This window comes from Pseudopontixanthobacter vadosimaris, from assembly GCF_012979275.1.
Taxonomy (GTDB): domain Bacteria; phylum Pseudomonadota; class Alphaproteobacteria; order Sphingomonadales; family Sphingomonadaceae; genus Pseudopontixanthobacter; species Pseudopontixanthobacter vadosimaris.
Map to the genome: position 1 here is coordinate 272,449 of NZ_JABASZ010000025.1, position 26,333 is coordinate 298,781.

The window sequence follows — 26,333 nt, forward strand, 5'->3', positions numbered from 1 at the left end:
GTGTCGGCGCATATCTGCGATAGGTTGCGGTCGGAAACGGACAGGGCGGGGTCATGCAGCAGAATTACGACGAAACAGGCAAGGAGGTGGCGAAGCTGCTCGCATCCGAGGCCAGCTGGGCTGCGGGCGAGGGCGGGGCAGACTTGGCTCGTGACCGGGCGGACAGCGGCGCCATCGCGCGCTATCGCGGCACGTTGGGCATGTCCGATGGTGCAGCGGCGGAAGATGCGCCTGCGCCGCCGGGCTTTCACTGGTGCCTGTGCAATCCGCGCGCATCGCTCAGCGCGACCGGGCCGGACGGGCATCCCCGGCGGGAGGGCGACGATCTTGCGGCGCGCTTGCCGCGCCGCATGTGGGCCGGCAGCAAGCTGATTTTCGGTGCGCCGATCAGGGCGGATGCAGCGGTCGAGCGCAGCACGGATGTCCGGTCGCTGGAGGAGAAGAAAGGACGCAGCGGGTCGCTGGCGTTCATGGTCGAGGATATCACTGTCCGGGCGGGCGGCGCCGTCGCGGTGGAGGAGGAGCGGACCATCGTCTACCGCGAAGCGGCGAGTGGCGCGCTTCCCCTGCCTGCCGGTGAAGGACCGATGCCCGAAGGCTGGCCGATCGCCGAAAGCGTCCGCCCGGATGAGGTGATGCTGTTCCGCTATTCGGCGCTCACCTTCAACAGCCACCGCATCCATTACGATCTGCCCTATGCGCGCGAGGCGGAAGGCTATCCCGCTCTCGTCGTACATGGTCCGCTGATCGCCAGCCTGTTGATGAAAATTGCGTCGTCTCATGGCGAACTCGCCAGCTTTCGCTGTCAGGCGGTGTCCCCGGCCTTTGCGGGGCAGGCGCTGCACCTCGCTCACCGGATGGACGATGAGGGGCCGGCATTGCGGGCGATCGGCGCGGACGGCCGGACCTTGATGGAGGCCAGTGCGATCTTGCGCTGACCTCCTGTGTCCATTCAGCCTGATCCGCTGAAGGGCGAGCTGTTCGGCATCACCGGAATGCCCCTGACAATGACGAAGTCATGCATGCCGAAACCTCCATCTTCGCGGCCAATCCCGAATGCTTGACCCCGCCGAAGGGCAGGTCGGGCACGGCCAGTCCGAAACCGTTGTTGAACACCATGCCGGTATCCAACTGCTCCGCCGGCATCGCGACCGAACGGCTACGCCGCGAGGCAGAGCTGGTTGCGGCCCTCGTTCTTGGCACGGAAGAGCGCATCGTCGGCGGCCTGCAGCAGTTCGGACGCGCTGCTGCCACTGTCATAGGCCGAAAGGCCCATGCTGACCGTCACCCGCCGCAATTCGAGCGGCGACCAGTTCATGTTTGCCACCGCCGCCCGCGCGCGGTCCGCAACGAGGGCGCCGCCTTCGGCACCGACGCCGGGCAGGATCATCAGGAACTCCTCGCCCCCGACGCGCCCGATGAAGTCGCTGTCGCGCAGGGTCGCGCAGCAGGTTTCGACGATCCGCTGCAGCACATTGTCGCCCACCAGGTGACCATGGGAATCGTTGATCGCCTTGAACCGGTCGACATCGAGCATGATGAGGGCGAAAGTGCCCCCTGTCCTGCTGCATCGGGCGACGTGTTCCTCGAGTACCGCCATCGCCTTGCGGCGGTTCGCCACGCCGGTCAGCTGGTCGGTTTCGGCCAGCTTCGAGGCATGGGCCGCTTCCGCCACCGCCTCGCTTCGCGCTTTCTCCAGAGCCAGCCTTGCGGCCACCTGGTCGGAAACATCCTGGATGATGCCGAACAGGGCGACCGCCTTGCCATTCTCGGCCTTTTCCAGTTCCGCACGAACATAGACGTGCCTTTCCGAACCGTCCCTGGCGGCCAGCCGCGCCTCGAACGCGGTCGGCTCGCCGCTGTCCAGCGTCTTCTTGAAATTTCGCATGGCTCGCTGCCTGTCTGCCGGATGATACGCCCGCAGCGCCTCTTTCTGGTCCAGGGGGCCGGAATTCACCATCCCGTGTATCCGGTAGGTCTGGCGTGAAAAATACATGTCGTCCGTCGCTACCCGGTACCGCCAGTGGCCGACCTTGGCCGCCCGTTCCGCCATGCTGAGCAGCCGGTTGCCGCGTTTGGTTTCAGCGAGTTGCCTTTCCCGCCGCGCGAGGAGGGCTGCAAGCGGCAGAGCGGAGGCAAGCAGCGTCAGCAGATAGATCTGGAAGAACAGCACGGCCGTCGCGCGGTCGATCGGGCCCAGATTGATCTGCCCTTCGCTTCGCAAGGTGGCATAGCTGCCGATGACCGCGATGATCAGCACGCTGAGCGAGGCACCGGCAGGTCCGGAGACATAGGCGGCGACGATCACGCCGAGCATGGTCACCCACAGCAGCGGGAAGGCGGTTTGCCAGAATACCGTCCATGATACCGCGGCAATGACGGCCAGCATCGCGGTCGTGCGCAGCACCCGCTTCAGCTTGACACCCTGGCGCAGCAGCAGAATGGCTTCGGCAAGGATGATGGCAGGCGGTACCACCAGCAGGATGCCAAGGCTCACCGTCGTCCACCAGGACTGGAAGAAATGTCCGAAGGCGCTGCCGACGAAGAAGGAGGCGATCAGCCCGCTCAACGCTCCGGCCAGGATAGCCGCAAGGCAGAAGCGGGCAACGAAGCCGGGACGGGTGAAGGAAGCGGAATCGCGCCCGCCACCGCTGATCAATCCGACGGTCACATAGGCTTCGATCAAATTCGCCAGGGTGAAGCCGCCGGATTGCAGGGCGGATATGCCGGCCGCGTAATTGGCGAGGAAACTGGCAATGAGGATAGCGCCATACACAGTCGGTCGCTGCGCCTTGTCCGCCAGCAGCAACGCGGCGACGGCCACGCCACTGGAAGGCCAGATGGTGGCGATCCCCTCCGTACCCCTGGTCAGATCGAGTGCCAGCGCCGCGAGCACGTAATAGACAAGCCCCGCCGCCAGGGGCAGGACGAACCGTTCAAACAGCGATCTTTGCAGCGACATGCGGGCACTATTCACAAAATTGGTTAAATTCTTCCCCATGATGTCCTGTTTCGCTACCCCTGGTTCGCGCCCAGCATCCGGACAGGAACTGTCCATGGATGATAAGGCGGAGATGGCTGCACTTCCGCCTGTCAGCTAAACGCCCGATACCACGTTGCGGATTGCATCTACGTAAAAAAACCGGTTCGGGGCGAACCCGCCGATGCCGGCAGGCAGGGTGAAGCGCCCGGAAGAAAGGCGGGCGTTCGCCGCGCAGCAAGTGGAACCAAGGTCTGCAGCGCTCATTACTCCTTGATGAAGGCTGCTCCGCCCCTTGCGAGCCGGTCTGCTGCCGGGTGGCAGGAACGAGGCAGCAGGCGAACCGGTGCAATCAATCCTTCAGGTCTATGCGGAATTCAAGCTGATGCTCGGGCGGGACTACGGTCTCACCGAAGATCTGCTGCATGTGCATGCGGGCCTCATCATCTTCTTCCTGGCGGCGATCCTCTCGCGGCAGCGCATCCGTTCACCGGTGCCGATCGTCATCGTCTATGCTCTCGCCATCATGAACGAGATGGTCGACCTTCTCACACCGGGAAAGTCGGCGGGCGCGTTCGAGCCGGTCGCCGACATCCTCAACACCGTGGTCTGGCCCAGCCTCCTTTTCCTGCTGGCGCGCAGACGGATCAGCCGGGAACGTACTTCCGGGGGAAATGAGAGTCCGGTTGCCGACCCGCCCCCGGCCTGAGGAAACGAAATGCCATCATTTCGGAACGTTGCAGCGAACGCCGGGTTGATGAACCGTTGCGCCGTTTGCGGTGCCGATGTGACCTCGTGACGATCGCAGGCCACGACGCAGGAGAATTTATATGCATCATGATGCACGATACGAAGATCTCGACGCACTCGACGATTACAAGCTGGAACACGGATCGCAGGACATTCGCGGCCGTCCGCTGGTCGGCCCCGCCGGTGAAAATTACGGCATCATCAAGGATCTGCTGGTCGGCAGGGATCATGGCAGGGTAGAAGCCGTCCGCCTCGACAATGGCAAGGTCTGCGCCGTCGAGCCGCTCGAAATCCATGACGACCGCGTTATCTATGGCGACCGCGCCGTCGCGCATGCGCGCACCGCAGGTTCCGTCAGAAGCTAGGCTGCTCTGAAACGAAGCAGGGCGGGCGCTGCATCCGTCAGGCTGCCTCCCGCTGCCCATACAGGCGATAACCCAGCAGCGCGAGAGCGGTCAGGCAAAGGCACGATCCGCTTACGCAAAGGGCGATGCCGGTCCATCCGAACATTTCGAACAGCGCTGTTCCGGCGAAACTGCCGATGCTTCCGCCCATGAACATCATCACGATGTAGATCGTGGTCAGCCGCGTCCGCAAATCCGGCTCCAGCGACAGGAACGTCATCCGGCTCGTCACGTCGATGGCCGGCCCGACGACATTGCCGACGAAGATCGGCACCATCAGCAGCCACAGACTATTGCCGAACGGCAGCAGCAGGGCCATGCCCGCGGTCTGCGCGATGGCGAAGCCCACCCGCGCCCTGCGCGGACCGATCCGGTCGGCCAGCCGGCCCCAATAGGGCGTGGAAAAGACGCTGATGGCGGCGAAGCCGGCAAGATACCCCACGACATCGGTGCCATAGCCCATTTCCGGCCCGGTCAGATGCAACGCGAGACCCAGCCACAGGGCAATGAACTGGCCGAAGCCGATCGCCTGGATCGCGCCTGAAAGGACGATCTCGCGGTGCGAGCGCAGCAGGCCGAGCAGCGAGAAGACGAGCTGATGATAGCGCAGCCTGCCCGCCTCCCTTTCGCCCGATCCCTTGTCCATGATGCGGGGCAGGACCAGCGTGATCCCGATCATGGCGGCGCTCGCGATCCAGTAGACGGTCCGCCAGTCGGCATATTCGGCCACCACGCCCGCACCGACGCGGGCGACGAGGATGCCGAAGATCACGCCTGCGGTCAGGATTGCCGTGACATGGCCGAGGCGTTCGGGGGGCACCCGCTTCGAGGCATAGGCGGGCAGGAGATAGGGCGCGATGGTGAAGAAGCCGAGCAGCGTCGATCCTGCGGTAAACAGCGCAAAATCCCGCGCCAGCGTCATGACCAGCAGCCCGGCGCACTGACCGATGGTGAAGATGATCGTCAGCGAACGGTTGGAGAACCGGTCGCCAAGCGGCAGCAACAGCAGAATGCCGACTGCAAGCGCCAGCTGGTTCAGAGCCGGAACCAGCCCGATGCGGGCTGCGCCGACCCCGAAGGCATGCGCCACATCGCCGATGATCGGGTGGATGTAATAGGCGTTCGCCGTAAGGATGGCGGCGGCGACAGCGAGCAGATATTCCTGCGTCTTCGAAAGGCCGGCGGGGGTCGAAAGGCGGGTGGAAGCGTTCATGCGCGGCCGCTTTCGGTGCCCTTGCTTCCCTCGTCAAGCGGACTGGATCATGCTCCCGGCCCATAAGGCCCGCCTCATGCCCGCTTTGCAGGAAATTCGCCGCCGGTGGCGATCACCACGCTTTGACCGTGCTTTCGTGACCCGCACCTTGCTGCCCAGTGGCAGCGTTCGGGGGGTGGCGGTCAGTACTACCGGGTCGAACCGTTTGCCGCTGGCCGTCGGGTCACCGACAAGCGCATCACCGATTGACTGGTATCATCCAGCCGAAAATCGGTGCGACGATGGTCTAATTCTGTCGCTACTCAAGCCTTGGTGAAGAAGACGCGAGGCGCTTACTTGCCTCTGGGCGGCATGATGGCATCGAAGAAGGAGCCAAGGCGCCCCCGCGACCAGGCGACCGCCTGATACAGCGTCAGCGCTGCCCTGGCCCACCGCGTGTAGATGATTGGCGCATTCAGCGCACGGGCGACACGCATCATGCGGTGGCTCCACCAGCTTGTGCCAGCCCGCAAACGATAGACCAGCCTGCGCCGCAGCGGCAGCCCGGCAGCATCCGGCTGCACGCGTTTGCGCGGCTGCACCGGGCGGGGCCTCATCCACGACAGGCGATAGGCGAGCCCTTCGCGCCGGTGCCGGAAGCCCGCGGCCTGCGTATCGACAATATATCGCGCGTCCACCGGTGAGAGATCCAGCCGACCTTTCGCAATGCCGTCCTCGATCATCGCATGCAGGTCGCGGCTGCGGACGACCACGACATTGGTTCCGCGTCCGTCGGAGGAATGGGGTTCCACCCAGGCATCACCGAACGCGATATCCGACGTTTCGGCCACCACGTCGTCGCAGAAATTGCACGCCGAATTCTGGAAGAACCCTGCGCCCCAGTCTCCATCGGCCAGGTGCCACCAGTCCTGTGCCGCAGACCCGCCGTCACGCAGCTCCAGCCGGGTACGGTACCAATTGGCGGGGCGGCCGGCATCCTTCACGCGGTAATCGATCGCGCGCACCTGCGACCCCTCCGTGCCCATCTGCCACGCGAAACTGTCGACCATCCTCGCGCTCTTCATATGGCCGCAGAACAGGCCGAGCGTGTGCGTGACGCGTTCGGCAATCACCGGATCGCGGCGGCGGAGCAGATGGATGGCCTTGATGAAGCAGGGGATGCCCACGACCGCGTATCGCCCGGGCGTTTCGCGTATGGCGCGAATAATGTGGGACATCTCAACGGGATAATAACGCGATTTGGCGCCCCGGCCGATATCCTCGACCGAACGGGAAATCTCATATTGGAAGAACCGGTTGTCGCGATCCGGATCGGCGGCTTTCACATGCGCCACGGCATCGACCCTGCCGGTCCGCAGCAGTTCCGCCGCCACCCAGCTGACCATCCCGCCCGAACTTCCGTTCTGCCGCCATTCGCCTTCTGCAACAGCGCCGACATAGGCCGCTTCGAAACTGCCGACCTTCGCATCGCGGTGGCTGGCGGAAGGGAAGCGTTCACCGGCGATCGCGTCCTCATCCGCCGCTGCGGGCGAAAACGGGCATTGCTTCGCGAAACCCGCATCGCGGCGCGCGTACCAGCCTTTTGGCCCCTGCGGCTTCAATTGCCCACAGGCGTCCCACTGCATGGCGGCCTGCGGCTCTGCCGAGGCGCAGCTGCCGCAGCCGATGCAGAGGCCGGATTGCACGATGCCGCGCGGGCTGATCGGCGGGGTGGAAATCCGTGCCATGTCAGGCAAGTGCGCTTCGCAGATAATCGCTCGATTGCTCGCGCAGTTCGGCAATGCGTTCCTGAACGCGGGGCAGGGGCGGCGTGGCCAGCAGGCGGTGGATCTCGGCATGATCGGTTTCCGCATCGACGATTCGGTGCGATGCGCCGATCGCCAGCGCGAGATCGCGAACCTTGTTCATCCGGTATTCGCTGGGCGCGGTGACGAATGGTTTGCCGTTGAGCAGCGCGAAGACGCAGCCGTGGAAAAAATTGGTCATCATGGCGGAAGATTCGGCGACGAGCCGGGCAAATTCGATGGGACCGGCAGATAGCAGCTGCTCGTCGGCAAAACCGTTGCGATAGCCGACGCTGAGCAGCCGAAGCCCCTGCGCATCCGCCCACCGCCTGACCGTATCGCTGAGCCATTCGGGGAAGCCGTGGCCATAGACCAGCGCATAAGGCTCCCTGCCCATGTCGGTGCCGGGTTGGGCCTGCGCGGCTGCGGGAAATTGCAGGCAGGGGTCGAGCACCAGATCCGGTTCGCGCCCGGTCGATCCGCGCACCAGCCAATAGCTGTTCTCGTCCCGCACCGAGATCGCGTCGAAGCCTTTCAATTGCTCCGCCCAATATTCATCGATGCCCCAGTGGCAGGAATAGCTGCCGAAACTGCCCGCATAGGAAATCAGACGCGGCGTTTCCATGCCCACGCCATAGAAGATCGGCTTGCCGCCATACCACGGATGCGCGAGGTTCCAGACCTCGTCGCTGCCGACGATAATGGCATCGTAGCTGCCTGCACGATCGGGCTCGTGCAGCGGAAATCGCGGCGACAGCGGCATGGCCGAGATCGCTTCGACGAAACTTCGCACCTTCTTGCCATAATCCCGCATCTCGCCCCGTGACGACCGCGTGGGCAAGGTCGGCTGAAAGGCGCAGCGCATCTCGGCCCAGGTCGCATCGTCGCAATGATAGTCGAGAAGTTCAGGCTGATAGCCGAGCGATCGCAGGCCTTCGACCATGCAGCGCGACTGCCAGTACGACCCGTAATTGATGCATTTATGGAAGGTAAGAACGCCGATCCTGCCGCGCGCGGCTGCGGATCGCTTTTCGGACGATATGGTCAAAAGCTTCGCTTTCCCGCCTTGAAATTCTGAATGCCGGATCCTGCGGCACGCGCCGGTCCCTTTTCGCGCGACTACGCCGAATCCTCCAGCGTCATCAACCCCTTGGTTGCAGGCAGCCCCTTTGCCGGGTCGATGCCCGCCATAACGGCCCGCCATAATGGCCCGCCATAATGGAACGCCGCGAGTGCGCGAAACGCTTGCCGCGATTCGCTTTGCTGATAATGTGCCGCTTGCAAATTCGCGCAAAGCGGCGTGCGGACGGGCTTCTCGGGAGAAAAACGGCGTGACACCAACCAAGTTGAAACTCGTCCTGTCGGCAGCGACTGCGGCAATGGCTCTCATGGCTCCTGCGGCCGTGCAGGCGCAGCAGACTCCATCTGCCGCATCTGAGGCACAAGCTCCGCGCGTCATCGTGTTCGGCGACAGCCTGTCCGACGGGGGTTTCTTCAACACGGTCCTGCCGCTTCCGCCCGGCGAAGGCAGCTTCACCACCAACCCCGACCCGGTCGCGCCGGAGGTATTTTCGGGCCTGCTCGGCTTCGATCTCAACCCGGTCTATGGGCAGGGGGGCACCAATTACGCGATCGGCGGCGCGCGCGTGACGCAGCGTAACGGGCTGGCGATCCCCATCGTGCAGCAATTCGAGAATTTCCTGGCGGCGGGCGGCAGTTTCGCGCCGGGTGACATCGTCTACGTGCAAGGGGGCGGCAACGATTACTTCTCGTTCCTGGCGGGCGGCGCCGCCGACCCTACGATCCTGACGACGGCTGCGACGGAACTGGCGGCGCTGGTCCAGCGGATCGAGGCGGCGGGTGCCGACCGCATCGTGACGCTCGCCATACAGTCGAATTCGCCGGGGCTGGACCTGTTCAACACCACCTATAAACAAGCGCTGGCCGCCAACAATTCGAATGTGCTGTTCTTCGACACGGCGCAGCTGTTCAACGAGATCGTCGCCAATGCCGGCGCGTTCGGCATTACCAATGTCACCGGCACCGCCTGCACCGGCTCGTCGCTCACCTGCGGACCGGAAGATTACGTCACCCCCAATGCCAACCGCACCTATCTGATGGCCGACGCGGTCCACCCAGCTGGCATCACGCAGGAAATTCAGGGGCAGGCGATCGCCAGCCTGTTTACAGGTTTCACCCTGCCGGGATCGATCGCCCGTTCGGGGCAGCGGGCGATCCGCGATCAGCGCGCGATGTTCGAAACGGTGCAGCGGAACGGCCTCGGCACAGGTGGCGGAGCGGGTCTGTTCGGCAATATCGGCTACAGCTATTCGGCCGAGGACGGGGCCAGCAATTTCGACCAGCGCGCGGTGATCGGTACCTTGGGTCTGGATTACAGCCTTTCGGACGCGGTGGGGATCGGCATTGTCGGGGGCTATTCGGACGGTGACGGCGATTACACATCGAACAATGGCGCGCTGGATCAGGAAAGCTGGACGGTGTCGGCCTATGGCCGCGCCGGGATCGGCCCGTTCGGTATCATCGCCGATGCCACCTATGGGCAGGGCGATGTCGCGATGTCGCGCAGCATCCTGCTCGGCCCAGTGACCCGGGTGCAGGATGCCGATACCGATACCGAATTGTTCGGCGCGCGTGCATCGCTGCATTACACCGTGCCCGTCGGCATGATGTCGGTCGGTCCCGAGATCGGCGTCGCCTATGAACGCGTGGAAGTGGACGGCTTCACCGAAAGCGGCGGTTTCTCGACATCGCTGACCCTGGCCGATGCGGAGCTGGAGAGCCTGACGGGCAGGGCGGGCTTGGTCGCAACGGCTCCGCTCGCCGGCGGCGTCGGCTTTCTGGCCCGCGCGAGCTATGTCCATGAATTCAAGGACGAGGCGAACCGGTTCACCGTGACTGCATCGGGCGCGCCGGTCTCCTACAATTCAAGCTACGCCTTCGGCGATGATGATTATGGCGAGATCGCGCTGGGCGTCGACGGTGCGATGGGTGCGGTGATCCTGCGCGCCGGTGCCTCGGCCGAAATCTTCCGCAACGACGGTCAGGCAGTGACCGCCTATGCGGGACTGGGTCTGCGCTTCTGAGGAACGGCATCCGCGCCGGGCGGGTATCCTTGCCCTGAAACAAGTCATTGCGGGGTGGTTGCCAGGCGATCTGCACCATCCCCAGTCATCCGCCCGGAATCACGCATCCTGCATCATCCGGCAGGAGTGCGAACTCTCACCCGTTCGGTTCGATATAGTGGTCAAGCTCCGCGAAGGAGGTCTGATCCGTCAGCAGCAGGGCGGCAGGCCGCAATTCGCGGAAATGGGCCATGACCATCGTGATCAGCACTGTCATCGGCACCGCCAGGATCGCGCCGACCATGCCCCACAGCAGCGACCAGAACAGCAGGGACAGCAGCACGACCAGCGGCGAGATCGAAAGCCGCTTGCCCATCACCTTGGGGTCGATGAAATTGCCCATGATCTGTTCGATCACCAGCAATCCGCCGGCTACCAGCGCCGCCATTCCGGCGTCTCGGGTGACGAGCACGTAAGCCACGGGCAGCGCCCCTGCGACGATGGAGCCGACCGTGGGAATGAAGTTGAGCAGGACGGCAAGCAGACCCCACAGCACCAGATAATCCACGCCGAAGATTGCCAGCCACACCATGTATAGGGCGGCCGTAAGGGTGCCGAGGATCAGCCGCAGGGTGAAATAAGCGCGAAATTTTTCACCGACGGATCGCCCGATGTCGAGCCAGCGACGATCGCCGCCTTTGGCCGCCACGGCGGTGATCTTGGCATGCCAATCGTCCGCTTCGGTCAGCATCAGCAGGATCAGGAACAGGATGAGCACCATTCCGGCCAGAGTATTTGTCGTGATGCCGAGCGCGGTCATCGCACCCGAAGCGAGCATACCATCGCTCAGCAGCGCATCGGCACTCAATTCCGGCCCCTCGGTCAGTATTTCGGGAAGGGGGAAGTTACCGATCTGCTCCTATAATCGGGGCGCGAGACTGCTCAAGAGGTCGAAAATCTGCGCACCGACGAAGCCGATGCCGAACAGGAAAGCCACCAGGATGGTCAGCACCACCAGCAAGCCGGCAAGCGCACCCACCCACCGCAGCCTTGCAGGCATGGACTCGCGTATGGCATCGGAAAGAGGCCATACGGCGAGGGCGAGCAGCAATGCACATGCCGCCGGCATGATCACCGACGCCGTTTCCCGCAGGAGCCAGAATGCTGCGGCGAAGGCGATGACGATCAGCGGTATCCTGATCCGGCTCGGCATCTGTTGCGCGGGCGCGTCGGGAACTCTTTCAGATAGTGCATCATCTGCCATCCCCGGTGAATGCGCTGGCGGCAGGCTTGTTCCAGCCAGGCGCAGGCCTGCTGCCGTTTACCGACTCTTCGCTCCAGCCCCGCGCTCTGCAAGAGCAGAAGCACTCCACGGCCGGTTTCGCTGCCCCCTGAAATTCGAAACGCCTGCTCCTGTCACACGAAATGCAAACTAGTTCTTGCAATTGCGAGTAGGTCGCAATAGCAGCGGCGCTCGTTAAGAATCATTCGCAAGAAAGCTGAAATTCTATGGGTTCGTTCACGCTCCGCTCTGCTCTCCTCCTGACCGCTGCTGTGTTTCCAGCTGCGGCCTTTGCCAGCGAATCTGCCGACAGCCAGCCGGAGCGCGACTATCTGCCGAGCGAGATCGTCGTGACGGGCGCGCGGGGCGGCTACGGCCTCGACGACGGGTCGACCGCGACGAAGACGCCGACCCCGCTGATCGACGTGCCGCAGGGAATCAGCTTCATCACCGAAGACCAGCTTGAAGATCAGTCGATCCGGCAATTGAACGAAGCCTTGCGCTACGTTCCCGGTGTCAGCCTGGAAACCGGTGAGGGGCACCGGGACGAGGTGTTCATTCGCGGTCAGGAAACGACGGCGGATTTCTACCTCGATGGCCTGCGCGACGACGCGCAATATTACCGCCCGCTCTACAATATCGAGAGGGTGGAGGTGCTGAAGGGCGCGAATGCCCTGATCTTCGGGCGGGGAGCCGGCGGCGGCGCCATCAACCGCGTGTCCAAGACTGCGCGGACGGCCGAGATCTTCACGACCGCGCAGGCTTCGGTCGACACGTTCGGCGCCTTTGCACTGCAGGCCGACGTCAACCAGCCGCTTACCGATACGGTCGCGATCCGGCTGAACGGAACTTACGAGGAATTCGACAATGATCGCGATTTCTACGAAGGTCGCTTCATCGGCCTGTCGCCTACCCTCACCGCCGATCTCGGGCCGGCGACCCGGCTGACGGCGACCTATTCCTATCACGATGACGAGCGGGTCGTGGACCGCGGCGTTCCCTCCTTCCAGGGCGGTCCCTTGCGCGGCTACGACGAAACCTTCTTCGGCGATCCCGACTTCAACAGGTCGCAGGCGGAGGTGCATATCGGGCGCATCCGGCTCGATCATGAATTCGCGCCCGGGCTGAACGCCAATGCCACCGTCCAATATGGCGATTACGACAAGATCTACGGCAACATCCTGCCGACCGGAACCGACCGTTCATCGGTATCACTCGACGGCTATAAGGATAGCACCACGCGCGAGAACCTGATCGGTCAGGCCAATCTGGTCTGGCAGACAGAAGGCACCGGGTTCGGTTCCACATTGCTGCTGGGGCTCGAGGGCAGCCGCCAGGAAACGCAGAATGCGCGGCGCGTGGTCCGCTTCGGCGACACTGACAGGTCGAAGATCACGACGCCGCTTGCCGATCGTATCGTGGTGCCCGCATTCACGCTCGATCCGGTGTCCCGTTCGCGCGAGAGCACGCTGGAAACGCTGTCGTTCTATTTGCAGGAGCAGCTTGAAATCGGCGATCATGTCGAACTGGTCGGCGGATTGCGCTGGGATCGTTTCGATCTGGACACCGTGAACATCATCTCCGGCGTAGCAGGGGACCGGGTGGACGAACGGGTGAGCCCGCGCGCAGGAATTATCCTGAAGCCTGTGGAGCAGCTTTCCTTCTACGCCAGCTATACGGAAAGCTTCCTGCCCCAGGCGGGGGACCAGTTCCTGCTTATCTCACCTGGGGAGGAACGCTTCAAGCCTGAAAAATTCACCAATTACGAAGTGGGTGTCAAATGGGCGCCCCTGGACGAGGTGCTCGTGACCGCGGCCGCCTTCCGGCTCGACCGGACCAACACGACGGCGCCCGATCCGGACAATACCGGCCTGATCGTGCAGACCGGCGAAAGTCGGGTCGAAGGGTTCGAGATCGGCGCCGTAGGGTCGATCACCGATTTCTGGAAGGCCAATCTCGGCTACACCTATCTGGATGGCGAATTGCGGACCTCGTCGGATTTCGGCGTCGCGGGCGCCCGGTTGCAGCAGTTGCCGCGCCATCAGATTACCGCCTGGAACCGCTTCGATGTCACGGAGCAGTTCGGCTTCGGCGTAGGTGTCATTCATCAGAGCGATCAGTTCGCCAGCTTCTCCAACACGGTCGAACTGCCGGGCTACTGGCGGGTCGATGCCGCAGCCTATTACACGCTGTCGGATCGGATCGGCCTGCAGCTGAATATCGAGAACCTGTTCGACGAAACCTATTATCCCAGCGCGCATGGCAACAACAATATCCAGCCGGCGGAACCCTTCAGCGCCAGGTTCGGGGTGCGGGTGGAGCTCTGAAGCGTCCAGCCCTGCCCCGATCGGAACCGGCCGCCCGCCACGGGATCATGACTGATCTTTTCGCGGGTGGTTTCAAGCGACTTGCAAACAGGTCCGGTCACGGGCAGGCGCTCGTGCGCCGCACATCCGAAGCGGCATCGGGCGGGGGATGATGAAGAATATCGGCGTTCTGCGATCGGTGGTCTGGCTGGTGCTGGCGCTGCCCGGGATGTCGATATTGTTTCGCTGGGCAGCGCAGCCGGAAATCTATGGCTATGGCCACGCGATCGGCGACACCGGCGACTGGGCGGTGTGGTTGCTGATCGCCACGCTCGCGGCAACTCCGTTGCGCGGCCTGTTCCGGCACCGTGGCTGGACGGCATGGCTGATACGCTACCGGCGCGAACTCGGCGTCGCCAGTTTCGCTTACGCGGCGGGGCACACGATCATCTATATTACCGGCAAGGTCGATGCCGGTGCAATCATCGCAGAAGCGGCATCGCCCGACATGCTCGCGGGCTGGCTGGCTCTGGCCCTGTTCCTGCCCCTCGCCGTGACATCGAACGACATGGCGGTCCGCGCGCTCAGGCGTTCATGGAAGAAGCTGCACCGGCTGGTCTATCCGGCAGCATTACTGGCCTTCCTGCACTGGGTACTGGCGACCTTCGATCCCAAGACCGCCTATGTGTTCATAGGCGGTCTTGGGGTGCTTCAGATCGTCAGGTTCTGGCGGCGATCCCGTCAGAGAGTCACGTAATTGCGGAACCGGGCAACCTCTTCCTCGTCGACATATTTGCCGATTTCCCGGTTAAATTCATTCATGTCCTCATAAGGACGATATTCCAGGAATTCTCCCACCATTCGGTCGGTCATGCCGGGAATCAGCGCGATCTCTTCGCGGCTGGCGCTGTTCAGATTGACCGGGACGAACAGGTCGGAGCGGACGGCGGCGGCCTGTTCCGCAGTCAATGTCTCGAGCAGTGTCGCATTCAGATCCACGGCGGTGGCGTAAGGCTGGTTGGCGACGATCGCCGCGGCAAGCTCCGGCGAAACCCCGTCCATGCCTGCCAGTTGTTCGGCGGTTACGGTGTTCGCGTCGAGCACTGCACTCCTCGCCCCCTCGTCGCCTGCGGCGGGCATGGCGGCACCGGTATCTGCCAATGCACCTTCCGTGGCCGGATCGGCCGTGGTGTCCGGACTTTCGGAACAGGCGGTAAGTGTAAGGGCGGTGCCGACAAATGCCGCCGCGATGATTGTCTTGCGCATAAGATAAAGCCTCCTTCGATGCGCCGCTTTATCCATCTGGAGGTAAATTGCGAACATTTTTCGCGTGCCTTACCCCCCGCTTCGTAAGGCAGAATTCACGAGACCGGCGGCATACGAAGGTCGCGGCCAACCCGCTGGTGCCGAACTGTGCCGCCGCCATTCACATATGCTCAGCAGCAAACGGTTTCTGGTGCGGTCGAGAAGCTGTTCCCAACATCCGTAATCCGCATAAGTCACTGATTTACAGATATTTCTTTTCAAAAATTCTGTTAAAATTTGACCGGTTCTGACCCCCTATTGTGCCATTCGTGCCAGCCGTCCTACGCCGAATTGTGCCCAGAAAGGGCCGAAGGAGAAGACAATGGCAAACATACAAAAGCGCGGCAAGGTCTACAGGGTACAGGTTCGGCGATCCGGAAAGAAGCTGTCGGCGACATTCGATACCAAACGCGAGGCGCTCGACTGGGCAACCAGAGCGGAAGCCGACATTCTCAGTGGGCGATCGGTGCAGCCAGGAAGGCCGCCCATCGATTCCGCAGAGTTCACCGGCGCCGAAATGCTGCTCCGATACAGCGATGAAGTGTCACCGCTTAAGCGGGGTGGAAGATGGGAACAGCTCCGGCTGAAGAAGCTCGCACGCGAATACGATGTGTTTCAGCTGCCTGCGGCACAGATAAACGGCCCTTCCCTGGCGCGCTGGCGCGATTTGCGGCTCAAGGAAGTGTCGGCTTCAACCGTCAATCGGGAGCTGTGCCTGATCTCCGCGGTGTTCTCGAAGGCCATGCGCGAATGGGAGGCAGGCATCAGCGCCAACCCTGTTGCCGCTATCGAGAAGCCGCGGAAGCCTCGTGCCCGCACCCAGCGGGTGAGCGAGGCGGATCGCATCACTCTCGAAACCCAGCTAGGCTGGGACGGGGCATCCAAGCCGGTCACCCTCGAACAGTATGCCGCCGCCGCGTTCAGATTCGCGACGCTCACAGCCATGCGGCGGGGCGAAATCCTGTCGCTGGTTTGGGGCGACATCTATTTTGAAAGACAATATGCGCACGTTGACCTGACGAAGAACGGAGATGAAAGGGACGTTCCTCTGTCGAACCAGGCCATCGAACTGCTCAACCTGCTAGGACCTGGAAAGCGTGGGGAGCGGATCTTCCCGGTTCAGCCTGGCACGATGGATGTCATCTTCCGCAAGGCACGTAACGCCACGAACCTGACGCACGTGCACTTCCACGACAGCAGGCGAGAGGCCACCACGAACATGGCTCCCAAGTTCAACATTCTGGAACTTTCCGCAATCACCGGGCACAAGGACCTGCAAATGCTGAAGGTCTACTACAATCCGGATCCCACCGATCTGGCGAAGCGGCTCTAGCGTAAGCGCTGCGTCGACAAACGGATCATGCTACTGGGATAAGGTTAGCGAGTAGCAAATCGCGCGACCCGCTAATTCTTAACGGCTGACCCCAAGTACTCACAACGATCATGCGCGCTGTCGCGTGCTGAGGGTCTGCTTAGCGCCCTCATCTCGGCCATCCCGGCTCTTCAAGCGATTACCTGAAAGCAGTCCTTCGTTCACCATCGCCACAAAGGCGAGTTGCACCTCGATTGAACCTACCTCACATGAAACAGCGGAAATCGAACACCTGGTCGACCAGCTCCGGGTTCTGCTGGATGATTTCGGCGAAGCGGCCCGAATAGACCATCGTCACCGGCAGCTTCTTGTAGAGCGTGTTGTTGTTCCAATCCATCTTCGTCAGAGCGAGGATGCCGCTGACGGTTTCGTGCCACCCGCCATCGCCCGAGAAGCGGCGCAGGAGCAGCGGCAACGGGGTCGGCTTCAGCGCACCTTCCTTGTAGACGTTGTAGCGCGGGTTCTTGAGCTGGACCCCGAGCACGCTCCCCTGCGACCAGGCGAGCGCTTCGGAGGAGGAAATTGGCAGGTAGGTGCCGCGCTCGACCGGGTAGTTGTAGGGCTGCGGCTTTTCGGCCGGATTGCCGTATTGGGCCGGCCGGCCGGGCGTGTAACGCACGCCGGTCCAGTCGGTCGACTGCACCACCTGGACAAGCTCGACCTCGGTTCCTTCGTTGAAACTGTCGAGCGCAGCCTCGATTTCCTCGTCCTTGAACTCGGTGTTCTTGTGGATCGTGATCTTGCGCGGCGTGCGCCCGACATGGCCCGCCTGGTAGACATTGAGGCTCTTCGCCAGAACCGACTGCATCTCGTAGTAGGACAAAAAGGGGTTGTGGCGGCGATCCTCGGTAAACTCCTTGGCGTCGTAGGCGACGAACTGGAATCCCGTCCCGTCGGGATCGAAGACCTGGCTACAACAGGTGGTATATTCCTGGCCGCTGCCGTCGGTCTTGCGGCGGGTGGCGTAGCTGATGCCGATGAAGGCTTCGGATGGATCGAGCCCGGTCAGCTTCCAGGGTTCGCCGCGCGCCTTGGTGAAGAGCGCCACCGAGAGGCCCCACATGACGTTGGCGCGGCACGAACGATCGAAGCTGTCCTGGGTGAGGATCTGGATGGGGATCCCGGTTGGCGCGCAGAAGGCCTTGATGAAGTGGTGGAGGTTGAAGGTCTCCCCCTCGAAGCAATCGCTCCAAGCGCGCGGGAGGTAAACCAGCGCGACATCGAAGCGGTGGCGATGGGCCCGCAGCTTGTTGACTTTGTTGAGCAGCGCGCGCGCGAGCCCGTGTTTGTCGCGGGTCGCAGCGAGCCGGTTCAGTTCGTCGGGAAGCGCAAACCGCATGGCATCTTCTATCGGTGCGATCGGGGTGCGCATCAGCGCCTCGAACCCGGGGTACTCGGGATAGTAGGCGGGCGCTTCCTTCGGCGTCGCCGAGCCGTTCAATTCGCGCACCAGCCCGTCGATCCGCGCCATATTGGCGAGCGGCGCGATCGCCGCGAAGCGCACAAGCGACGGCGCGCCGAAGCGCAGGCTGAAGGGGCCATGTTCGATCAGGCCGCGCAAGGGATGGCGGTCGGTCTTGCCCCCGTTGAAGACCAGCTCTGGTTCGGGCGCGATCGAATAGGCGGGCAATGGATCGGTCATGTGCGGCCTCGCTTCATGGCGAAGCCGGTCCTTGTGGAGAATCCGAAGACCGGGTTGAGATAGCCCGCCTCGCCGTCGAACGGCGAGACGCGTAGGTCGACGTCCTTTCCGGCATCGTCCGACAGGATGCCGATCCAGGCCGAGAGGATCCGGTCGTATTTATCGTTGCGGCGATTAGCCCTTCGCTTGTCGAGAAAGGTCGTGGCGTGGCGGCGGGCGAAGGTGGGCCAGATCCACACGTCGGGCGCGAGCAGAAGCCACAGACGCTCGTCGGCGTAAGCAAGCGAGATATGGAGCGCCTCGGCGTAGTGCACCTTGTGGACCGCCTCGTGCTCGTTGGTGGCGGGGAGCGACAGGCCCGGCACCTGGCCCGTGACCTTGCCGGTTTCGCGAAGGAGCGCATCGAGGATGCCGACGTCCTGCGCCTTGCGATCGACAATCAACACCGCGCCCGAACGCTGCCGGCGCTGTAGCAGCGGCCGCTCGCGGCACAGCGCGCGGGCAAGGCCCTCTTCCAGGAAATTCTTAACGTGCAAGCGCGAACCGGTGCGCCAGTCCGGATCGAACGTCATCGCTTCCTGTGAGCGGAATTCCGACCCAAAGCTCTCGTCGATGGAACCGGGAGCGCCCCACGCCATGACCTCGCCGTCATAGGTGAGGATCGCGCTTGTCTCGGGCTGGCGCTTGAGCTCGGCGATCGCGTTCCAGCTGGTCGGCGCCGTGAGGTCGACCCGCGCGCAGGACGACGGGACTTCGGTCATCGGCAGGCCATTCAGCCGCAGGAGCGGCTTGCCACCTTTAGGAGTGGGTACAGGGATCTGGACCGATCCGGCCCGGCCCTTGCGCACTTTCGCGTCGAGTTCGCGCGGGATGTCGGGAAGGCTGCGCCACAGCCGCAGCATGACGGTATCGTAGGTGTCGATCTCGACGAAACTTGCCCGTACTCCCGCCGCCTCGGCGTCAGCCATGAGAGCGGCGACGCTGTCGAGCGGGGTCGAGCCACGCATCTTCAGCCAGTAGAGACCTTGAGGGAAGGGATTGGGCGCCTCGATCACCGAGCGGAACAGCCCCATGACGCTGCCGTCACGCCCTGAATAGCCCGCGACGACGAAGCCGAAACGGGCGCCCCCCATCGCCATGCAGCGCGAGAGTTCGGCGTTCTGCGCAGCGAGGTCCGCGGACAGGTTCTTAATGCTGTCGTACTGGAAGTCGCCGTGCAGCTTGCAGTAGATCGGGTATTGCTCGTTGTTGAGCGCGAAGACGGCGTTCTCAGCGCCTTCGAGGTGATAGGGAGCGAGCGCTTGGCCCGCCACTTCGGCGACAGCGCTTTCGACGACCGGATCGAAGTTTGTGGTGAAGGCCATCCGGCACTGGCCGGTCGCCAGCATCGCGCCGAAGACGCGATTGCCGACAGCAAGGCGGACACGATCTGCCGCCAGCATGCCCGCGATGTAGTGGCGCTGGCGCTCACGGTCGTCGCCGAAAATGGTCTCGAAGTAGGTCGTGTATTCGCTTGTCGACCAGCGTTCGGGAAAGCCGCGCGACTGCATGTAGGCTTCGACTCGCGCCCGAACCGCGTCGTTCTGCAGGTCCTTAGTCGAAAGTTGCTGGTCCTCCTCGCTGCAATAATAGCGCCGCTTGAGGTCAGTGATGATGTCTTCGGCGGTCGGAAGATTGGCGTTATGCGAGGCGCCGGCGCCCAGGAACCAGGCAAAGCTCGCGGGCCGCTCGCAGAATATGCGCGCGAATTCGGCCTGCCCTATGAAAGGTGGGCCATCGGTTCGAGGTTCAGGGCGCGTAGACATCCACTCCTACTCGGTCGGTCCAACGATCGCCGACGATTGGGTGAACTGTTCGGTCTTCGACAAGCAGGGGCCACGTATCGCTTGCATTTTTGTCGTGGATACTTTGCTCAAGGCGGCAATACGCCGGCCTGTGCCACTGCCTCGTCGGGCTCCTTTCCGAGCGATCTCTGGCGGGTGTTCGCCTTTCACCGCGGGCGCTCGGCCCGGGTCCAGAGCTGGACGAACTCGCGGTGCCGTTTCAAGAGCGGCTTGATGTCGCCCGCCGCGAGGCCGAGGCGCTGGAGAAACAGTAGCGTCAGTAAGAGGACTACGCGCCGTGTAGCCCAGTACATCCCTTCGCCATCGAGCGTCCGCCTGCTCAGGTCTTCCGAAAAGTGGGTGTAGTAGTTCCGTGTGTCGACGAGCTTGCGGATGAACTTTCCATCGAACCCGCCCGGGCGCTCGCCGAACTCTTCGGTCAGCGCGGCGACGATCGAGCGCAGCCGCTGCTTGAGGCTCGGCTCGTTGGCGAAGCGATAGAGCGACTGCAGTTTCTCGTGCATGGCAGGACTAGTGCCGGGCGGGATCGCCGCGACCATGGCTTCGAAGAAGGCCTCGAACGCATCTTCGGCCATGACCGACTCGCCGCTCGTCCGGCGGTGGAACACCTCGAGCGCTTGGATCGCGAGCAGGAGGCGGATATTGGTGAACATCTGGCGCTCGCCGGTAATGGTGAAGAACAGCCGCAACGCCGAGCTGAACGCGTCGAACTGGTCGAACCACGATTGCACCGCGTCGGGAGCGAAGCGGATCAGTTCGGGTCCCGTCACCATAGGGGTACGGCGCTTCGTGCTCTGCGGGCGCTCGCTGTCGCCGTGAATCATCAGGGCGTAGAAATAGACCTCGCGCGCCCGCGTCCGGCCACGACTCAGCTCTTCCTCAGGTCCGCGCAGCTCGAACGCGGTGAGCGGCAGGTAATGCCCGGTGCACAGCGAAGCGAGTTCTTGGAGCCGCGCCGCGCGGTCGAGGTGCCAATTGAGCGACTGGGGTTCATGCGCGGTGATCGCCATCTGGCTCGTCACGTCGAGGGTATAGTGGGTTGCGGGCTTGTTGCTCGAGTAGAGGCTGCCGACCGACGAGACGTCGAAATCGGCGTGCGCGGCGAAGGCGACTTCGCGGGGCGTTTCGGCAACAACGGTTACGCTTCGTGCCGCATCGTCGAACGTGCGGGTGAACGGAGCGTGCTCGAGCCAGGTCTCGATATCCTCGAAGCGGAAGTAGGACTTGGTGAAGATGGCTTCCTCGTCGGCGCTGGTGATATGCGCGCCGATCACCAGCAGGTTGGACGACCAGGTCTCGTGGGGGATACCCGGCATTGGGAACTGCCGGTTGGTATCGTGCGCGTGGAGCAGGCTCACCGGCTTGCCTTTCGTGATCACGCCGTGGATTACCGCTTCCTCGTCGCGGTTCGTGCCGCCGCACGCCCGTGTGAAGGCGTCGCGCAGTTCGCCGAAGACCCCGAGGAGCTCGAGCACCGCGCCCTTCTCGGGATCGTAGGTCAGCGTGCCGGCGATCTCGTCGTCGCGCTTCTCGGGCAGCCAGAACAGGCCGCGCTCGGTGAAACTGTCGTAGAGCCCGGGCGGGGTACCGGCCATTCTCGTTCTCCTCGTTTCCGAAGCCGGGTCAGGCCTTACCGGCGGTCTTGGCGCGCCTGCGGATGACCTTTGGGGCGGGCGACGGAGCTGGGGATGGCGGCGGGCTCAGCAATGCCTTGACGTCCTTGCACCCCAGGTCGAGCGCGCGCGAGACGAAGGCGTTCCAGCTTGCCGGCACGATATGCGTACCAAGCCCCTTGGGCGCCGGATCGGGCAATGCGGGCCCCTTCCCGTCGTGATGGGCAAAGAGCACGACATGGGGGTTAGGCAGGAAGATGAAGCCGAAGGGTTCGTTGCCATTGGGTTGGGTCTCGATGAAGCCGAGCAACTGGAGGCGCCGCATGCGCTCGAGAAGGGTGCGCCGGCCACGCTGGCCGCTGAAACCGGCCGCGAAGGTCACGTCGTCGGGCTTGTTGAAGCGCAGGAAGGCGTTGTTGCCCCAGGTGTAGGACCACAGTGCCTCGTAGGTCGCTCCAAGCGGATGGTCTTTCGACATCTCGTCGAGGATGCGGCAGACATAGGGCATGGTCTTGGGGGTGGTGACGAACCCGCCGCTCACCTTGTGCGCCCACAGCCGCTCGCTCGCGTCGGGCCAGAGGGTGTCGCGCAGTGCGTTCTCGCTGTCGATGATCGCCTTGCGGGCCTGGGGTGAGGTGGCCATAGTCTTTACGCTCCTTCGAGGGGGGTCGAGCCGGGCTTTGGACACCCGGCCCGCAGGTCTTTGCACGATGGCCCCTGGTGGAGGGGGGCCGGCATCGCCCATGCGGCGCAATATGGGCGATTCGGCGCGGAAAGTCGCCGACCGAGTCCGGGAATTCGCTGCCCCTAATAGCACGATTTCCGGCAAACTGGGGTAGTGAGTTGAGCAGATTCATGCTGAGCTGAGCATCGAAATCGCCAATCCATGTCGAGCGTTCTTAAAAAACTACCGTGATTTGCGGAAATTATCTCGCTCCCCCACTGTCCTCGTACGGTTTCCCCTGTGCTCGATGTCCTCCACATGTCCTCACGTCCTCATGGGGGAATTCCAAAAGGGGGTTTGCGCATTCTGATTCGGTGGGTCGGGTCATTGCCTCTTGTTCGGCGCCGGACCATTTCCCTTGGGGAGAATTGCCATGACCAGGAGACCGCCTGCCGATGCTATTCTGTCGCGCGCGGGCCCGTTCCTCCCGGTCGAGCGGCAGCTTGGTGAACAGTGGCACCTGACAACTCTCGTGCTGTCGGCGGCATTGTCACCTGATCGGACAGCGCGTTCATGTTCGGGAAGGCGGTGCGGGGTCGGCGAAATGGACAACGAGACGATCCTACCGAAAAATATTGCGGGCTGAAGCGAGGTCTCTCTAGGGTCGATTTAACAAAGAGGACCAACTCATGCCCATACACCGCGCCACTTGGCACCGGCTCGCCCCGAAGAATAGCATCCCCGGCTTGCCTTGCCCGCAGTGCACGCCCGGCAAGCTAAAGGTTGTCAAGGACACGCTGCATGTCCGAGAACCCAAGTATGTTCAGGATTGGCGCGGGAAGAACCCGGATGACTGGGAGCCCGACTTTGCCGTCGAGCGCTGGTCGGCGACATTGCGGTGTGACGAGCCTGCGTGCGGCGAGTTCGTGAACATGATCGGGGACATTGAGGTTGTTGAGGTCGATCTCGACCTAGAAGATGGCCTGCCGAGCTGGGGCTACCAAGACGTGTTGCGGATCCAGGCTTTGTTCCCGGTGCCGCCGCTCTTCCGCATCTCGGACAACGTGCCCAAACCGGTGAAGAAGCAGCTGGAGGTCGCCTTCCGGATGTTCTGGACTGATACCTCGGCCTGCGTGTCGCGGCTGCGCACAGCGGTCGAGCGGCTCTTGGACGACCAAGGCGTGCCGAAGGAGCGCTTGTTGACCAAAGGCAAGAACGCCGGGAAGATGCACCGCATGGACCTGCACGAGCGGATCGACTCATTCACCAGCGGCTCGGCGCACAAGAACCAGCTGCAGGGCCTTCGTAACATCGGCAACCTGGGAACTCATGGCGGCGATGACGTCGACGACGACGATCTGTTCGATGCCGTCAACGTGCTCGAATTCGTTTTGACCGGCATCTACGACACCAAAACGATTAACGCGATGGCCGACAAATTGAAGGGTAAGAAAGCCCAGCCGTAAGGGCGCGTCTACCTCAGGTTCGCCGGATCGGTGTTTGTCCTGATCCCAAGCGGGCGGTAGCGCGGCGAGGTGGTCGGATATGACCGTGAAGTTGCTGTCATAGGCGATGGATGGGCAGCCGCCACCGGCGAGTGGCCGCGCGGCCCTGAACGGCTGATTGGGGTGCGGAAGCCGAACGTCCGCTTTAGCCCCCGATGCGCCAGAACCGAACAGTCAGCAAGCGGCCCACTTTCTGCCGGTCCGCATCGCTCCTTCCTCATCGTCATCTTTAGACTGCTTTCGAGATTCCGAAAGCAGTCACTCGAGAGTCCGCCGAAGTTCAAGCGCTGATGCTATGAAATCGGCGATTGCGCTTGTCCCCCTCGCGCTCAATACCGGAACGCGACGGAAAGGATCGCCTGCCTGCCCTGTCCGGGTACGGCGAAATGCGGATTGCGCAGTTTCGTGACGTAGCGTTCGTCGCCAATATTCTTCACGTTCAGGCGAAGCCCGACATCGTCATTGAAAGCGTAGGCGGCATAGGCATCGAACCGGATATATCCGTCCGATGAGATCAGATTGGCGGTATCGGCGAACCGTTCGGACTGGGCATAGGCACCTCCGCCGAAGCTGAAGCGATCGCTGACCTCGATGGCGGCCGTAAGCGACAAATTGTGTTCGGGCGTGTTCGGCAGGCTGTTGCCTTCGTTCGCCGTGTCGTCGCGCAGGTCGCTGTCGATATAGGTGTAGCCGCCGAACAGCGAGACCGGGCCTGCGGTCCCGGTGACGCCGAGTTCGAACCCGCGTATGCGCGCCGAATCGATGATCTCGACCACATCGCCCAGAATATCGGTGTCGATGATGTTTCCGCGGTCCACCTGAAAGGCCGCCGCCGAAATCTGCATCGCGCCGCCGAACAGTTCGGCCTTGGCGCCGATCTCGTAATTCTCGGTTTCCTGAGGTGCGTAGGTGTCGTTGTTGATCGCGATATTGCCCGATCCCGCGCCGACATCGGTGCCGGGAGGATTCTTGGCATTGGCGTAGGACGCATAGACGCTGACCGAGGGAGCGGGCTTGAAGACGAGCCCGGCCTGATAGGTCACGAAATCGGTCTGAAGCTCGCCGCTGAACGGCCCGCCGCGCCCTGCTCCCGAGCCGCTCGCGCGGTAATCGGTGTAGCGCACGCCGCCGTTCAGGATTAGCTGTGGGACCACGGTGATGGAATCGAACAGATAGACACTGATATCCTCGGCCTGGGCGAGGCCGGGAGTGGTAGCCGCCGTGATCGCTCCGCTCCACGGATCGGTCGGATCAGGATTTTGCAGGTCGGTGCAGTTGAACGCGGCGACCGCCGAAGGCGGGCAGGCGCGGTTGCCGGTGTCGACGGAGAAATTCAGATTATAGGTGTCGGCCCAGCTGTATTCGGCACCCACGGACAGGCTGTGACGCAGCGATCCGGTTGCGAACTCGCCCGAGATATTCGCATTGGCCGCCATGGTTTCGGTGTTGGAATCACGACTTTTGGTTGCGCGCCAGACCAATCCGTTCTGCACATTGCCTGCACTGTCGTCGGGATTGGTGACGATATAGGTCATGTCCGAATCCGAATATCGCAGCAGAGCGGACGCGTTCCAGCCATTGCCCATGTCGTGATCGAACTGGAAGGTGGTTGCATCGATGCGCGTGTCTTGGAAATCGCGCGCCAGCAATCCGTAGAAATTGTCGAAATCGACCTCCGCCGGCTGGCGGATGCCGCCGGGCAGTTGACCGCGCGAGGTGAGGGGAATCCCGTAATCGGGAAGCTGTTCGCTTTCGAAATGATAATGGGTCAGGCTCATCACGGTGGGCCCGCCGACACCGAAGGCGATCGATGGCGAGACACCCCAGCGATCGTCGTAGACAGCGTCGCGGCCCGGCGTGTTTGAATCGTGGAACAGGCCGACTAGGCGGACGGCCAGCTTGTCGTCCAGCTGCTGGTTCACGTCCACGGTCGCCCGGTAAAGGTCCGACGTGCCGATCGTGCCGGTCGCGGAGATGAAATCGCCTGCCCGCGCGGTCTTGCTGACGATGTTGATGCCGCCCGCAGCCGCGCCGCGCCCGCCGAAGGCACCGCTCGGCCCTTTGAAGATCTCGATCTGCTCGACCGCGAAGGTCTCGCGCGTCTGCACCGCAATATCGCGCGCGCCGTCGACGAATACGTCACCGGTCGCATCGACGCCGCGGATCAACGGAATGTCGGACGCCGACGTGCCGCCTTCGCCCGCGCCCAGAGTGATCCCCGGAACGGTGCGCAGCGCTTCCTCAAAGGAATAGGACGCGGTCTGCTCGAGCGTTTCTTCCGTGACGACGTTCACGATGCGCGGCGTGTCGAGGATCGGCGCGGTGCTTTCCTCGATGCGCAGTTCGTCGGCGCGCTGTCCGGTCACGATGATGTCGGTGGGCTGGGCCGAGGCGTCCGCCGCGGTGCTTTCCGCAAGCGCAGGCGCGCTGGCGATGAAACCGACGCAACCCAGAGCGAGATAGGAGGCGGGCCTGGATACGGATGAGCGGCGACTGGTCGTCATTATATGTGTTCCCTGTCCAATGTTTGCGCGGCCAATGGACAAGGAAGAAGGGCGCGTCAATGAGAATGATAACTATTCTCAT

The 26,333-nt window shown here is 62.9% G+C and carries 20 protein-coding genes; 8 read left to right on the top strand and 12 right to left on the bottom strand.

Annotation, left to right across the window (positions count from 1 at the left end):
• The first annotated feature begins 53 nt into the window (after nucleotides 1–53).
• The gene (locus tag HG250_RS06415) at nucleotides 54–938 is read left to right on the top strand and encodes an HTD2 family dehydratase (protein WP_170003866.1); all 885 of its coding nucleotides are present in this window, start codon (nucleotides 54–56) and stop codon (nucleotides 936–938) included.
• Nucleotides 939–1,159: 221 nt separating this feature from the next.
• On the opposite strand, the gene HG250_RS06420 is transcribed toward HG250_RS06415, so the two are convergent.
• Entirely contained in the window at nucleotides 1,160–2,962 is a 1,803-nt protein-coding gene (locus HG250_RS06420) for a sensor domain-containing diguanylate cyclase (protein ID WP_170003868.1), read from the bottom strand.
• Between the two features lie 364 nt (nucleotides 2,963–3,326).
• On the opposite strand from HG250_RS06420, the gene HG250_RS06425 reads away from it, so the two are divergent.
• Nucleotides 3,327–3,689: a hypothetical protein gene (locus tag HG250_RS06425; RefSeq protein WP_170003870.1), complete on the top strand. Its 363-nt coding sequence runs from the start codon at nucleotides 3,327–3,329 to the stop codon at nucleotides 3,687–3,689.
• Between the two features lie 121 nt (nucleotides 3,690–3,810).
• Nucleotides 3,811–4,095, top strand: coding sequence for a PRC-barrel domain-containing protein (locus tag HG250_RS06430; RefSeq protein WP_170003872.1), 285 nt, complete (start codon nucleotides 3,811–3,813; stop codon nucleotides 4,093–4,095).
• Between the two features lie 37 nt (nucleotides 4,096–4,132).
• Here the strand turns inward: HG250_RS06430 and HG250_RS06435 are convergent, their stop codons facing one another.
• The 3 genes from HG250_RS06435 to HG250_RS06445 form a co-directional block, all read right to left on the bottom strand.
• Nucleotides 4,133–5,347 carry an MFS transporter gene (locus tag HG250_RS06435; protein ID WP_170003874.1) on the bottom strand — a complete coding sequence of 405 codons (1,215 nt, stop codon included), beginning with the start codon at nucleotides 5,345–5,347 and terminating at the stop codon, nucleotides 4,133–4,135.
• 332 nt (nucleotides 5,348–5,679) lie between these two features.
• A complete protein-coding gene (locus tag HG250_RS06440; protein ID WP_170003876.1) occupies nucleotides 5,680–7,074 on the bottom strand; it encodes a Coenzyme F420 hydrogenase/dehydrogenase, beta subunit C-terminal domain in 1,395 nt (464 codons plus the stop codon).
• A 1-nt stretch (nucleotide 7,075) separates the two neighbouring features.
• A complete protein-coding gene (locus HG250_RS06445) occupies nucleotides 7,076–8,179 on the bottom strand; it encodes a polysaccharide pyruvyl transferase family protein (RefSeq protein ID WP_240956938.1) in 1,104 nt (367 codons plus the stop codon).
• Nucleotides 8,180–8,462: 283 nt separating this feature from the next.
• Between HG250_RS06445 and HG250_RS06450 the strand changes: the two genes are divergently transcribed.
• Entirely contained in the window at nucleotides 8,463–10,235 is a 1,773-nt protein-coding gene (locus HG250_RS06450) for an autotransporter domain-containing protein (RefSeq protein WP_170003880.1), read from the top strand.
• A gap of 136 nt (nucleotides 10,236–10,371) precedes the next feature.
• Here HG250_RS06450 and HG250_RS06455 read toward each other — a convergent pair whose 3' ends face one another.
• A complete protein-coding gene (locus HG250_RS06455; protein ID WP_170003882.1) occupies nucleotides 10,372–11,082 on the bottom strand; it encodes an AI-2E family transporter in 711 nt (236 codons plus the stop codon).
• A 51-nt stretch (nucleotides 11,083–11,133) separates the two neighbouring features.
• Nucleotides 11,134–11,478, bottom strand: coding sequence for a hypothetical protein (locus tag HG250_RS06460; RefSeq protein ID WP_170003884.1), 345 nt, complete (start codon nucleotides 11,476–11,478; stop codon nucleotides 11,134–11,136).
• 245 nt (nucleotides 11,479–11,723) lie between these two features.
• Between HG250_RS06460 and HG250_RS06465 the strand changes: the two genes are divergently transcribed.
• The gene (locus tag HG250_RS06465) at nucleotides 11,724–13,823 is read left to right on the top strand and encodes a TonB-dependent receptor (RefSeq protein WP_170003886.1); all 2,100 of its coding nucleotides are present in this window, start codon (nucleotides 11,724–11,726) and stop codon (nucleotides 13,821–13,823) included.
• 148 nt (nucleotides 13,824–13,971) lie between these two features.
• Nucleotides 13,972–14,559, top strand: coding sequence for a ferric reductase-like transmembrane domain-containing protein (locus tag HG250_RS06470; RefSeq protein ID WP_240956939.1), 588 nt, complete (start codon nucleotides 13,972–13,974; stop codon nucleotides 14,557–14,559).
• Here the strand turns inward: HG250_RS06470 and HG250_RS06475 are convergent.
• Complete coding sequence (locus HG250_RS06475; RefSeq protein ID WP_170003888.1) at nucleotides 14,544–15,068, bottom strand: ComEA family DNA-binding protein; 525 nt, start codon at nucleotides 15,066–15,068, stop codon at nucleotides 14,544–14,546. The genes HG250_RS06470 and HG250_RS06475 overlap by 16 nt on opposite strands.
• A gap of 556 nt (nucleotides 15,069–15,624) precedes the next feature.
• Between HG250_RS06475 and HG250_RS06480 the strand changes: the two genes are divergently transcribed.
• Complete coding sequence (locus tag HG250_RS06480; protein WP_170003890.1) at nucleotides 15,625–16,440, top strand: tyrosine-type recombinase/integrase; 816 nt, start codon at nucleotides 15,625–15,627, stop codon at nucleotides 16,438–16,440.
• 244 nt (nucleotides 16,441–16,684) lie between these two features.
• On the opposite strand, the gene HG250_RS06485 is transcribed toward HG250_RS06480, so the two are convergent.
• The 4 genes from HG250_RS06485 to HG250_RS06500 all read right to left on the bottom strand — a co-directional run bounded on the left by HG250_RS06485 (nucleotide 16,685) and on the right by HG250_RS06500 (nucleotide 22,221).
• Nucleotides 16,685–18,121, bottom strand: coding sequence for an argonaute/piwi family protein (locus HG250_RS06485; protein ID WP_170003892.1), 1,437 nt, complete (start codon nucleotides 18,119–18,121; stop codon nucleotides 16,685–16,687).
• Nucleotides 18,118–19,926, bottom strand: coding sequence for an SIR2 family protein (locus HG250_RS06490; protein WP_205763539.1), 1,809 nt, complete (start codon nucleotides 19,924–19,926; stop codon nucleotides 18,118–18,120). The genes HG250_RS06485 and HG250_RS06490 overlap by 4 nt, the downstream gene beginning before the upstream one ends.
• Nucleotides 19,927–20,111: 185 nt before the next feature.
• A complete protein-coding gene (locus HG250_RS06495) occupies nucleotides 20,112–21,560 on the bottom strand; it encodes an ApeA N-terminal domain 1-containing protein (protein WP_170003894.1) in 1,449 nt (482 codons plus the stop codon).
• Nucleotides 21,561–21,588: 28 nt separating this feature from the next.
• A complete protein-coding gene (locus HG250_RS06500) occupies nucleotides 21,589–22,221 on the bottom strand; it encodes a hypothetical protein (RefSeq protein WP_170003896.1) in 633 nt (210 codons plus the stop codon).
• 710 nt (nucleotides 22,222–22,931) lie between these two features.
• Between HG250_RS06500 and HG250_RS06505 the strand changes: the two genes are divergently transcribed.
• Nucleotides 22,932–23,708 (top strand): DUF4145 domain-containing protein, encoded by a 777-nt coding sequence (locus HG250_RS06505; RefSeq protein ID WP_170003898.1) that lies wholly within the window; start codon nucleotides 22,932–22,934, stop codon nucleotides 23,706–23,708.
• A gap of 368 nt (nucleotides 23,709–24,076) precedes the next feature.
• Here HG250_RS06505 and HG250_RS06510 read toward each other — a convergent pair whose 3' ends face one another.
• The gene (locus tag HG250_RS06510) at nucleotides 24,077–26,251 is read right to left on the bottom strand and encodes a TonB-dependent receptor (protein WP_170003900.1); all 2,175 of its coding nucleotides are present in this window, start codon (nucleotides 26,249–26,251) and stop codon (nucleotides 24,077–24,079) included.
• Between the last annotated feature and the right edge of the window lie 82 nt (nucleotides 26,252–26,333).